Raw genomic sequence first — 11673 nt, forward strand, 5'->3', positions numbered from 1 at the left:
AAGGCCATGTTTCAGCGCATCATTGACGGGATCAGCGCATCCACCGGCACCACTGTGCGGCTGACCTCGCTGGCAGCAGGCGCGGCGTTCGCGCTGTTCATCACCACGTGCTTCCTGTGCGCGGCGGCGTTCATTTCGGTGCTCAACAAATATGGTCCGGTGCAGGCCTGCCTCGCCGGTGCAGGCATCTTCTTTCTGCTGACTCTGACCGCGGCGGTAAGCTATTGGGTCTACAAACGGCAGCTGCGCAAGCAAGCTCATATCGCGGCCGAGCGCGCCTCGAAGTCGGCGGCCTCGAGCATGCTCGCGGACCCCATGCTGCTCGCCACCGGACTCCAGATCGTTCGCGCCATCGGGATCAAGCGGCTGTTGCCGATCCTGGCGATCGGCGGCGTCGCCCTCGGAATCATGGCGAGCCGCGCCGGCCTACCCGACGAGACCTCGGCTGAACCTGCCGAGTAGCAGCTACCGCGAGGTAGAAAATTTCGTCACAAGTCCCGCGAACGCATCTATTGAATAGGCACCGGCGGCCCTGCGCCAAGTTTGGCGCCGCCCGGCGCCGTTTGCCTGCGCCATCACGCAAACGCTACTCGGATAGGCAGGCGGTTGCCGTTAAAAGCAGCGCCCCTGATTCCAAAAGCAATTTTTTCGATGAAACCGTCCGTCCAGGCGAACCTCGCCGCATTCCATCACGACCCCCGGCTCTATTTGACGCTCGGCATCGCCAACTGGTCGGTTTTCGTCGACCACATCCCGAACAACGTCGTCAATTTGCTGACGCTGCGCAACTTCGGCTTCAGCGGCGCCGCAGACTTGTTCGTGTTCGTGGTGGGCTATGGCGTCGCGATCATTCACGGCAGGATAGCACTGGAGCGCGGCTACGTCGTCGCGGCGACGCGCATCTTTCGCCGCGTCTGGCGGCTGTATGCCGCCTATGTCGTGCTATTCGTGATCTATATCGACACCATCGCCTATGTCGCCTCGCAATCCAAGGCGCCCGAGATCATCCACGAATACAACATATCGGGAATTCTCGAGCACCCGCTGCGTATCCTGGTGCGCGGCCTCGTGCTCCAGGAGGAGCCGCTGAATCTCGACCTGTTACAGCTGATGATACCGCTGATGGCCTTCTTTCCGTTCGCGCTGTGGGGGCTGTTGCGGCGGCCGAACCTGACGCTTGCGGCATCGGTCGCGCTGTACGTTGCGGCACGCTGGTTCGACTGGAATTTCCGGGTCTATCCGGACCAGGAGTGGACCTTCAACCCGTTCTGCTGGCAGATGCTGATGGTGCTGGGCGGCTGGTTCGCCGTGACCGGTGCGTCGGGCCGCGCGCTGCACGGCCTGTCCTGGCTGCGCGTGCTCGCAGGCGCCTATCTCGTATTCGCGATGGCGATCACGCTGATGCGCCACTCGCCGGCGCTTGCCGCCTACCTACCGGACATCGTGCTCAACAACATCACGCCGACCGACAAGGAAAACCTCGCACCCTATCGCGTGGTCCACTTCCTCGCGCTCGCTTTCCTCGCGACACATCTCGTCCCGGCCGATCATCCCGGCCTGCAATGGAGATCGCTACGGGCGGTCATCAGATGCGGCGAGGAATGGCTCGCTGTGTTCTGCGTCGGCGTATTCCTGTCCTTAGCCGGCCATCTCATCCTGATCACCGGCGCCAATCTGGTGGTGATGCAGATCGCCGTGAGTCTGGCCGGCTTCGCGGCGATGGCCGCGGTCGCATATTACATCGCCTGGTCGAAGCGGCAGGACCTGCCCGCGGCCTTGCGGCAGCAGGCCTAACCCGGCACCCTCCGATTCCGCTAGGCCGGCCATCACGGCTGGGCTATGCGGAGCGGCAGCGGATTGCGCGAGGAGACCGGGCGTGGTGATGGCGAATGGCGGGGGTGAGGGAGCCGAGACCGCGCCCCGGCGCGGCCGGCCAAGGTCGATCGAGACCGCCAACGCCATTCTCCAAAGCGCCTATGCGCTGATGGCCACCACCGGCCTTGCCGCCACCACCATCGACGCGATCGCGCGCCACTCCAGCGTCTCCAAGATGACGATCTACAAATGGTGGCCGTCCCGCGAAGCCTTGCTGATCGACGCCTTCCTTCACCATGCCGCGCAGATGCTGCCGCTGCCGCCTGCAAGCTCGGGCAGCCCCGCCGCGCGCGCACGCCGCCATGCCGCGGCCTATGCCGAAGCGCTCCAGGGCGAGTTCGGCAAGGTCCAGCTCGCCGTCATCTCCGAATGCATCTCCAAGACCGGCTCGGCGGAGCTGTTCTACGCCCGCTATCTGCAATTCCGGCGCGACGTGCTGATCGAGATGATCGCCGCGGGCCAGAGCGACGGCAGCATTCTGGCGGAAGCACCGCCCCAGGATCTCTACGACGCCATCTATGGCGGCCTATTCTACCGCTACGTCTTCGGCATCGCGCCGATCACGCCGGCCTACGCGCGGACTCTGGTTGACCTCGTGCTGCGGCCGAAGATCTAGGGCGCTTTCCGCGGCGGCCGGATCGGTGCTGACAGCTTGTCGGTGCGGTCGCGCTCGGTCATGTCCTCGACCGTCTCCATCGGCGCGGTCAGCTCGTAGACATAGGAGACATCGGTGAAATAGCGCTTGGCGGTGCCGCCGAGCGCCTCGGGCGCGACGCGGTCGAGCAGGATCAGGCCGAAATCGGAATCGGGGCGGCGCGTCGCTTCGCTGGTGTTGAACTCCTCCCAGCGGAAATAGAAGACCTCGCCGGTCCCCTCGTTCGTCACCGTCCAATTGGCAGTGATGTGCGGATGCTTGCCGACCAGCGACAGGCCCTCGTCGGAATGCGAGGCGAGCTCGAAGAACAGCAGCGACAGGCTCTGCGCCGCGCGCGCGCTGACTGCGATATCAGGACCGGTAACGGCGATGCGGTCGGCATGCGGAATGGCGCGCGCCTCGAACAGGCCCTTCAGCTTGACGCCCTGCCATTGGCTCTCGCTGAGCAGTGAGACGACATTGGACATGGCGTGGATGCGGCCGATCAGGAGCTCGCGCGCGACATCGATGTCGGAGCCATGGCGCAGCGTACGGGTCACGATCGACTGGATCACCGCCAGGATGTTTTTGACCCGATGGTTGAGCTCGTCGATGACGGCCGTCAGCCGGCGCTCGAAGCCGATTCTGACCTGGATTTCCCGGCTGAGCCGCAAATTGTTGTAGGCGACATAGCCGAACAGGCCGCACACCATCGCGGTGATCGCAAAGCCGATCGCCGCCACGATGATCGCAGTCTGCTCGGCGCGGCGCGCCGAATTGGTCTTGGCGTAATAGCCGAGCTGCCAGTCGCGACCACCGAAGCTCACCGTGCGCGTCGCCGACGGCGCCGCCCCATCGGCTGCCGTCGTTCGGGCCGAGACCACGCCTTGATCGTTGGCGACGAGTTCGCCACCCTCCCGGCGCGGATCCTTCAGCGCGACCGCGAACAACGACATGTCGTCGTTGGTCAGCATCAGGGAAGAGAGCTCGTAGGAAAATGTGATGAAGCCCGCCGGCTCCGTTGCGCCCTCGGGGATGACGGGAGCGGCCACAATGATGCCGATCGGCCCGTCGCCTCGCAGGAGGGCAACCGGTTCTGAGGCAACCGATCTCTTCTCCACTCTGGCGCGCGTCAGCATGGCGCTGCGCACCTGATCCTGGTCGTAACTGCGGCCGGGCAGCCCCTTGGTCTCGTTGCTGCGCGGCTCGAGATCCAGCAGCACGTCGATCGGCTGGGTGACACCTGCCGGATCGATCGGCTTGTCGTCATAGGTGCGGATTCGCGGATTGGGGAAGCCGGCGCTCGCGATGGCGGTCTGCGCTGCGGCAAGTTCGTTCGGCTTCAGGCGGGCGACCCAGCCCGCCACCACGAAATCGGTCTTGAAGGCGTAGATGGCCGAGCGCAACGGCTCGAGCATGTTGGGCTTGAGCACCGACGGCGCCCGGAACAGGCCGGAGGCAACCCGCGCGAGCAGTTCGCGCTCGGTGAGCCGGTCCTGGACCAGGCTGGCATGGACGTCGATCGCGCGCGCCAGCGCGATCCGGTCCAGCGCCAGCTCCTGGTCGTGGACGCGATAAGCCGCAAGCCCGGAGAGCAGGGCTCCGAGAAGAGCAATGAAGCCGATGATGAAACCCAGCCTGACCACGCGACTACTCAGGCGAAAGCAGGAGGTCGGCAATAAACACGGAGCATATGGACGCCGCTCGAACGGGCACGTGCCGAAACAGGGTGAACCCCAATGGCCGAGATAATGGAGGAGGAGGCATCGATACGCAACTTGGGTCGCCTGAAAAGCCCAAATCCGCCCAGCCGATGGTCCGGCCGGGGCGGATTTGCTCCGGGCACCGGAGGTAATCAATCGCCGTGACCGAAATTTGTTCCGCGGACACGGCTCTGCCCAACGCGTTAACGGGGAAACGCCTGCGTTAGGTCGTCGCGCCGGTCAGCCGGCCCGTTTCAAGCCGCCTTTGGCCTCAATGAAGCCGATGATGCGGTCCAGCCCCTGGCTCTTCTTCAGGTTGGTCATGACGAACGGCCGCTCGCCGCGCATGCGCCTGGCGTCCGTCTCCATCTTTTCCAGGGAAGCGCCGACATAGGGCGCCAAGTCGATCTTGTTGATGACAAGGAGGTCGGACCGGGTGATGCCGGGGCCGCCCTTGGACGGGATCTTGTCGCCGGCCGCCACGTCGATGACGTAAATGGTGAGATCGGCAAGCTCCGGGGAAAAAGTGGCAGCGAGGTTATCACCGCCGGATTCGATCAGCACGAGATCGAGCCCGGGAAACTTGGCGCGCATATCCGCCACCGCGGCGAGATTCATCGAGGCATCCTCGCGGATCGCGGTGTGCGGGCAGCCGCCGGTCTCGACCCCTGCAATACGATCCGGCGTCAGCGAGCCCGAGCGTACCAGGAATTCCGCATCCCATTTGGTGTAGATGTCGTTGGTGATCGCGGCGATGTCGTAGCGCTCACGCATGGTCTTGCAGAGCAGGTCCATCAGCGCGGTCTTGCCCGATCCGACCGGACCGCCGACACCGACACGCAAGGGGCCGTGGGAAGTAGGCATTGAGTGTTTCCTATTGTCGTCCTGGCGAAAGCCAGGACCCATTACCACTGAACCCGATTGTCACGGCACGCTGGAGCCACATCTGTGCATAGCCACGCGCACTCGTGGTTATGGGTCTTGGCTTTCGCCAGGACGACGATGGAAAGCTGCGCACCCCGCTCATGACCGAAACAGCCGCGTATATTGCGTCTCGTGCCGCAGGCTGGCGAGGTCGGCGCGAAACGTCGCGCCGCCGAGATCGTCCAGCGTCGCATTCAGCGCACGATTTGCAGTCCCGGCAACCGCGGCTTCCAGCCTCACCAGCACGCGTTGGCTGTCGGTCTGGCCGAGCGGAATGAGCCGGCTGGCCGCGGAAATCCAGTTCGAGACCAGCGCATGCAGGAAGGCGTGCAGCGTCGGCGCCAGCGGCACGCCGTGCATCGCGGCGACCACGCCAACAGCAACGGGATAGACCAATGGCGTGCGGCACGACGCAAGCATGGCATCCAGCCCGTCGGCATCCCACGCGGCGCGGGCGATCTCGATGAAAGCACGGCCCTGCGATGTCGTCTCCAGCTGCCGCTCGCGCGACGGCACGAAGGCCGCGGCGAGCTCGGCGATATCGCTCAAGGTGTCGCCCTCGCCCGCTTCAGTGGCGCGATAGGCGTGGACCAGAAAAGTCGCATCGCAGAAGCCCGAGCCATCGCGAAGCATCGCATCGAGCCAGTCCGCCAGCGACGCGGTGTCGGTGATGTCGCCGGCCTCGACCGCCCATTCGATGCCGCTGGAGTAGGAAAAGCCCCCGACGGGAAACGCGGGCGACAGCCAGGTCATCAGCCGGTACAGCGCCGCCGCCTCGCGCTCCGCGAGGTCGCGGGCCGCGACCGGCTCATTTGTGGTCATGAGCATGCTTGTGGCCGTGGTCATGGTCGGGGTGATCGCAATGCTCGTCGTGGTGGTGATGGTGAGCGTGACCGTCGCCATGTGCGGCATGACCATGGTGGTGATCATGACCGTGATGATCATCGTCGCCATGATCGTGATGCGCGTGGTCGTCGTGTCCATGCGCATGACCGGCATCGGCATAGGCGCCGCCCTCGGGATCGAACGGCGCCTCGATCTCGATCACGCGCGCGCCGAGGCCCTTCACCATGGCTTCGATGACGTGGTCGCGGCGGATGCGCAGGCCCTTGGCCATGATCTGCGTCGGCAGATGGCGATTGCCGAGATGCCAGCCGACGCGAATGAGGTGGTGCGGATCGTGGCCGCGGATCTCAAGCAGCGGTTCGGCAGCGGCGACCACCTCGATCAGCCGACCGTCCTCCAACACCAGCGCATCGCCGCCGCGCAGCGCGACGGCATTCTCCAGGTCGAGCAGGAACTCGAGCCCCCGCGTCCCCGTCATCGCCATGCGGCGGCGGTGTCGATCGTCGAAATCGAGCACGACCGTATCCGCCGGCGCTTCCGCGAATCGGTGTTGTCCCCTGACCTGCGTCGCCCGGATCATGCGCTTTTACCCCGTTACCGTGTCTCGACCTTCTCGGGCGTGATCACTTCGATTTTTGGCGGCGCCGTAAAACACTTCACCGCGACGCGGCCGAACGTCTTCATGTGCTCCATGGCGCGATGCGGCACCAGCGCCTCGGCATTCTCCCACTGCTCGACGAACACCATCTTGGCGGGATCGGTGACGCTCTCATGCAGATCATAGGCGATATTGCCGGGCTCTTTCCGGGTCTCCTTGATGCAGGCGATGGCGGCTGCAATGAATTCGGCGCGCGTTTCAGGCTTGATGGTCAAGGTGGCGACGACGTAGATCACGAGAAATCCTCCCGGCTTTTCTTCTGGGCTTCAGATACCGGGCGGGACCTTAGACCAGGCGGGATCGAACGCAAAACCCGGAAAAGCCGCCCCCGGATATGCGACCAAGACATGGTCCGGAGACATGCGTTGAGGCGCTATTTCAGTACATGAAATATCGCTGCGCCATCGGCAGCACCTCGGCGGGGGCGCAGGTCAAAAGCTCGCCGTCGGCGCGGACCTCATAGGTCTCCGGATCGACCTCGATATTGGGGGTGGCGTCGTTGTGGATCATGCTCTTCTTCGAGATCCTGCCGCGGGTGTTCTGGACCGCATAGAGCTTCTTGTCGATGCCGAGCTTGCGCGCGAGGCCGCCGGTGATGGCGGCCTTCGAGGTGAACACCACGGAGGACGCGGTCACCGCCTTGCCGAAGGCGCCGAACATCGGCTGGTAATGCACCGGTTGCGGGGTCGGAATCGAGGCGTTGGGATCGCCCATGGGAGCGGCGACGATCATGCCGCCCTTGACGACACAATCCGGCTTGACGCCGAAGAAGGCCGGCGACCACAGCACGAGATCGGCGAGCTTGCCCTTCTCCACCGAGCCGATCAGCTTCGAAACGCCATGGGCGATCGCGGGATTAATGGTGTATTTGGCGATGTAGCGCTTGACCCGGAAATTGTCGTTGTCCTTGCCCTTGTCCTGCGGCAGCGAGCCGCGCTGCTTCTTCATCTTGTCGGCGGTCTGCCAGGTCCGGATGATGACCTCGCCGAGGCGGCCCATGGCCTGGGAGTCCGAGGAGATCATCGAAAGCGCGCCGAGATCATGCAGGATGTCCTCGGCCGCGATGGTCTCCTTGCGGATGCGGCTTTCGGCGAACGCGAGATCTTCCGCGATCGAGGGATCGAGGTGGTGGCACACCATCAGCATGTCCAGATGCTCGTCGATGGTGTTGCGCGTAAAGGGCCGCGTCGGATTGGTCGAGGACGGCAGCACGTTCTTCAGTCCCGCGACCTTGATGATATCGGGGGCGTGACCGCCGCCAGCGCCCTCGGTGTGGAAGGCGTGGATGGTGCGGCCCTTGAACGCCTTGATCGTATCCTCGACGAAGCCTGATTCGTTGAGCGTGTCGGTGTGGATCATCACCTGGATGTCGTAGTCGTCGGCCACCGACAGGCAGGTGTCGATCGCGGCCGGCGTCGTGCCCCAGTCCTCGTGCAGCTTCAGCGCACAGGCGCCGGCCTTGATCATCTCGACCAGCGCGGCGGGCCGCGAGGCGTTACCCTTGCCGGAGATGCCGATATTGACCGGGAAGGCGTCGAACGACTGGATCATCCGCCCCATGTGCCACGGACCCGGCGTACAGGTGGTAGCGAAGGTGCCATGCGAGGGACCGGTGCCGCCGCCCAGCATCGAGGTGACGCCGGACATCAGCGCGTGCTCGATCTGCTGCGGGCAGATGAAATGGATGTGGCTGTCGAAGCCGCCGGCGGTGAGGATCTTACCTTCGCCCGCGATCACGTCCGTGCCGGGGCCGATGATGATGGTGACTCCCGGCTGAATGTCGGGATTGCCGGCCTTGCCGATGCCGGCGATCATGCCATCCTTGACCGCGACGTCGGCCTTCACGATGCCCCAGTGATCGACGATCAGCGCATTGGTGATGACGGTGTCCGCCGCGCCCTGCTTGTTGGTGACCTGCGACTGGCCCATGCCGTCGCGGATCACCTTGCCGCCGCCGAACTTCACTTCCTCGCCGTAGGTGGTGAAATCCTTCTCGACCTCGATGATGAGGTCGGTGTCGGCCAGCCGCACCTTGTCGCCGGTGGTCGGGCCGAACATGTCGGCATAGACGGAACGCTTTATTTTGACGGACATCACAAGCCCCGTTTGCGTTTGAATGTTGGATCGGCGCTCACAGCGAGGTCCTCGCTGTAAGCACCATGTCGTCGAATGTCGTATCGATCCAAGAGTTGTCGCCGCGGCAACCGGCGACAACCTGCTCGGCCCAGTCGGTGTAATCGACGAGGTCGTCACGTTCCTCGGCCGTCGGATCGGAATGTACGCGCGCGCCGATATTACTGATCTTGTCGGCGATCTTGATCAGCCTGGCGCCAGCCGATTTTTTCGGTGCGTCGAGCACCTGACGCCGCCGCCGCTCCGGCTTAGGCAGGCTCATATCGTCGGTGCATTCCTCGACAAGCGACGCGACACGGTCGGAGAATTTTTGCGCGAGCTCCTCGCGCGTGGTGTCGGTGTCCTCGATCGCATCATGCAGCCAGCCGGCTGCAACGAGTTCGGCGTCGGCGCCGTCGGTCGCGGTGGCTAGCAGGTTCGCGACTTCGGCGAGGTGGTTGATGTAAGGCTCATGACCGCGGCCCTTGCGCGCCATCCCGTTGTGGCGACGCGCGGCGAGTTCGGCGGCTTCGGAGACGAGGCGGACAGGTGACAGCATGGCAAAGTCCTCCGTTTTCGCCTCAACCGTGCCGCGCCACGCTCGTTCCTGTGGAATTCACAGCTTCCCCATCACGTCGCCGCGGAATCCGTAGATCGTCTTCTTCCCGGCCACCGCGACGAGCTGAACGTCGCGGGTCTGGCCCGGCTCGAAGCGAACGGCGGTGCCGGCGGCGATGTCGAGGCGCATGCCGCGGGCCTTCTTGCGGTCGAACTTCAGGGCCGGGTTGGTCTCGAAGAAATGGTAATGCGAGCCGACCTGGATCGGACGGTCGCCGGTGTTGGCAACCGTCAGCGTCACGGTCTTGCGGCCCGCGTTGAGCTCGATCTCGCCGTCCTGGATGAAGAGTTCGCCGGGGATCATTCTATCCTCCTCGTCATTCCGCGGCTCGCGCAACGAGAACCCGGAATCTCGATCAACAATTGCTGGATTCCGGGTTCGCCCTTCAGGCGCCCCGGAATGACGAATTCAAAACTACCTAATCGGTTCGTGCACGGTGACGAGCTTGGTGCCGTCCGGAAAGGTCGCCTCTACCTGGATGTCGTGGATCATCTCGGGAATGCCCGGCATCACCTGGTCGCGGTTGAGGACCTGCGCGCCCGCCTGCATCAACTCGGCGACGGTGCGACCGTCCCGCGCGCCCTCGAGGATGAAATCGGAGATGAGCGCGATCGCCTCGGGATGGTTGAGCTTGACGCCGCGATCCAGCCGGCGGCGGGCTACGATCGCCGCCATCGAGATCAGAAGCTTGTCCTTTTCGCGGGGAGACAGGTTCATGCGAAATCTCTTCCGTTCACTTCGTCAATTCAACCAGAGTCGCGGTAGCGCCGCGCCGGTGCGCGCCAATACGGCCATCATGTCACCGCGCAAGCGCGCCGCATCTTGGGCACAGAACCGCGCCATTGCAAAGCCATTCCAGGCGGATATCCCGACCTCGCCGGCGAAGGATTCCGAGGCCTCGCGGAGACGCTCGATCAGGGCCTCGTCGCCGGGCACGATCAGCGCCGTGCCGATCGCAGCGCCGCCCTTGGCCACCGCCGATCGCGCAAGCTTGGCGCCGATATTGCCGTCCAGCCTGACCGTCTCGGCGAACACCAGCTTGCCGCCGCGACGCAGCCGCCAGCGGTCGACGAACTCGCCCTGCTCCATCCGTTCACCCATCGCGGTACGGCCGAACACCACGATCTCGCACAGCAGGAGCGAGGCAGTCGCATCGAGGTCTATGTCGAATCGACGCCGCACGCGCGCCCGGTCGAACAGGATCGTCTCCTGCGGCAGCCAGCCGAGATGTGCGCCTGCGGCAACCTTCAGCGCTATATTGAGCTCCGCCGCCTGCCCTGGCGCGCGGTAGACCTTTTCCGCGGCCGCCGTCGTCAGCGTCAGCTTCGAGCTATCTGCGGCCGCGATCTCGATGTCGAAGCGGTCGCCGCCGGCGACACCGCCGGCCGTGTTGACGAACACGCCGGAGAGACCCTCGTCCTCCGGCGAAGGGAAGCGCACGCGCAGGGAGCCGGACTCATGCAAGATCCCGCGCCGCGTCACACCGTCGCGCGCGTGAACGTCGAAGCGCACCGCGCCGCGGGCCCGGTTGGCGTCGAACACCGAAGATGTCGCTAGAACGTCGCTGCGCATCCGCCTCCCCAGCCGGTCGCGGCAGAATGGCCTACAGCGCCATCTGGCGGCTGATTTCGCTCGCGTCCAGATTGGAGCGGTCGCAGGTGAACTTCACCGCGCCGCGATCCATCACCGCAAAACTGTCGCCGAGTTCGCAGGCAAAGTCGAGATATTGTTCGACCAGCACGATGGCGATGTTGCCGAGGTTGCGCAGGTACGAGATGGCACGGCCGATGTCCTTTATGATCGAGGGCTGGATGCCCTCGGTCGGCTCGTCGAGCAGCAGCAGCTTTGGCCGCATCACCAGCGCGCGCCCGATCGCGAGCTGTTGCTGCTGGCCGCCGGAGAGATCGCCGCCGCGTCGTCCGAGCATGGATTGCAGCACCGGGAACAACGAATACACGTCGTCCGGAATGTGCTTGTCCTCGCGCCTGAGCGGGCCGAAGCCGGTCTTGAGATTCTCCTCGACTGTCAGAAGCGGAAAGATCTCGCGCCCCTGCGGCACGAAGCCGATGCCCTTGCGCGCACGCTCATAGGGCTTCAGGCCCGTGATATCGCTGCCGTCGAGCACGATCGCGCCCGACGAGATCGGGTACTGCCCGACCATGGCGCGCAGGAGTGAGGTCTTGCCGACGCCGTTGCGCCCGAGCACGCAGGTGACCTTGCCGGGCTCGGCCGCGATCGAGACGCCGCGCAGCGCCTGCGCCGCGCCGTAGAACAGGTTGATGTCCTTGACCTCAAGCATCGC

At 64.6% G+C, this 11673-nt stretch carries 14 protein-coding genes; 3 read left to right on the forward strand and 11 right to left on the reverse strand.

Features of this window, described 5'->3' with window-relative positions; genetic code table 11:
* The first annotated feature begins 6 nt into the window (after positions 1-6).
* The 3 genes from ABIB66_RS27165 to ABIB66_RS27175 all read left to right on the forward strand — a co-directional run bounded on the left by ABIB66_RS27165 (position 7) and on the right by ABIB66_RS27175 (position 2491).
* Positions 7-462, forward strand: a complete 456-nt coding sequence (locus ABIB66_RS27165; RefSeq protein WP_354209477.1) for a hypothetical protein — start codon at positions 7-9, stop codon at positions 460-462.
* A 189-nt stretch (positions 463-651) separates the two neighbouring features.
* Entirely contained in the window at positions 652-1794 is a 1143-nt protein-coding gene (locus ABIB66_RS27170; protein ID WP_354256202.1) for an OpgC domain-containing protein, read from the forward strand.
* A gap of 88 nt (positions 1795-1882) precedes the next feature.
* Positions 1883-2491 carry a TetR/AcrR family transcriptional regulator gene (locus tag ABIB66_RS27175; RefSeq protein WP_354209621.1) on the forward strand — a complete coding sequence of 203 codons (609 nt, stop codon included), beginning with the start codon at positions 1883-1885 and terminating at the stop codon, positions 2489-2491.
* Here ABIB66_RS27175 and ABIB66_RS27180 read toward each other — a convergent pair.
* From ABIB66_RS27180 to urtE, 11 genes are all read right to left on the reverse strand, one after another.
* Positions 2488-4155, reverse strand: coding sequence for a CHASE domain-containing protein (locus ABIB66_RS27180; RefSeq protein WP_354209479.1), 1668 nt, complete (start codon positions 4153-4155; stop codon positions 2488-2490). The two genes, ABIB66_RS27175 and ABIB66_RS27180, sit on opposite strands and share 4 nt — an antisense overlap.
* Before the next feature lie 297 nt (positions 4156-4452).
* Complete coding sequence (gene ureG / locus ABIB66_RS27185; protein ID WP_275172272.1) at positions 4453-5076, reverse strand: urease accessory protein UreG; 624 nt, start codon at positions 5074-5076, stop codon at positions 4453-4455.
* 159 nt (positions 5077-5235) lie between these two features.
* Entirely contained in the window at positions 5236-5964 is a 729-nt protein-coding gene (locus tag ABIB66_RS27190; RefSeq protein WP_354209622.1) for an urease accessory protein UreF, read from the reverse strand.
* On the reverse strand, positions 5945-6562 hold the full coding sequence (locus ABIB66_RS27195; RefSeq protein ID WP_354209480.1) for an urease accessory protein UreE: 618 nt from the start codon (positions 6560-6562) through the stop codon (positions 5945-5947). Before ABIB66_RS27195 ends, ABIB66_RS27190 begins: the two co-directional genes overlap by 20 nt.
* A gap of 14 nt (positions 6563-6576) precedes the next feature.
* Positions 6577-6876, reverse strand: coding sequence for a putative quinol monooxygenase (locus tag ABIB66_RS27200; protein WP_354256205.1), 300 nt, complete (start codon positions 6874-6876; stop codon positions 6577-6579).
* Positions 6877-7018: 142 nt separating this feature from the next.
* The gene (gene ureC / locus ABIB66_RS27205; protein WP_354209481.1) at positions 7019-8734 is read right to left on the reverse strand and encodes an urease subunit alpha; all 1716 of its coding nucleotides are present in this window, start codon (positions 8732-8734) and stop codon (positions 7019-7021) included.
* 37 nt (positions 8735-8771) lie between these two features.
* On the reverse strand, positions 8772-9311 hold the full coding sequence (locus tag ABIB66_RS27210; RefSeq protein WP_275172275.1) for an HD domain-containing protein: 540 nt from the start codon (positions 9309-9311) through the stop codon (positions 8772-8774).
* A 57-nt stretch (positions 9312-9368) separates the two neighbouring features.
* A complete protein-coding gene (locus tag ABIB66_RS27215; protein WP_007599812.1) occupies positions 9369-9674 on the reverse strand; it encodes an urease subunit beta in 306 nt (101 codons plus the stop codon).
* Between the two features lie 111 nt (positions 9675-9785).
* On the reverse strand, positions 9786-10088 hold the full coding sequence (locus tag ABIB66_RS27220) for an urease subunit gamma (RefSeq protein WP_275172276.1): 303 nt from the start codon (positions 10086-10088) through the stop codon (positions 9786-9788).
* Between the two features lie 24 nt (positions 10089-10112).
* A complete protein-coding gene (locus ABIB66_RS27225; RefSeq protein ID WP_354209482.1) occupies positions 10113-10943 on the reverse strand; it encodes an urease accessory protein UreD in 831 nt (276 codons plus the stop codon).
* 31 nt (positions 10944-10974) lie between these two features.
* A complete protein-coding gene (gene urtE, locus ABIB66_RS27230) occupies positions 10975-11670 on the reverse strand; it encodes an urea ABC transporter ATP-binding subunit UrtE (RefSeq protein WP_007605420.1) in 696 nt (231 codons plus the stop codon).
* Positions 11671-11673 lie beyond the last annotated feature (3 nt).

This window comes from Bradyrhizobium sp. F1.13.3 (genome assembly GCF_040548265.1).
In the GTDB taxonomy this organism is placed as follows: domain Bacteria; phylum Pseudomonadota; class Alphaproteobacteria; order Rhizobiales; family Xanthobacteraceae; genus Bradyrhizobium.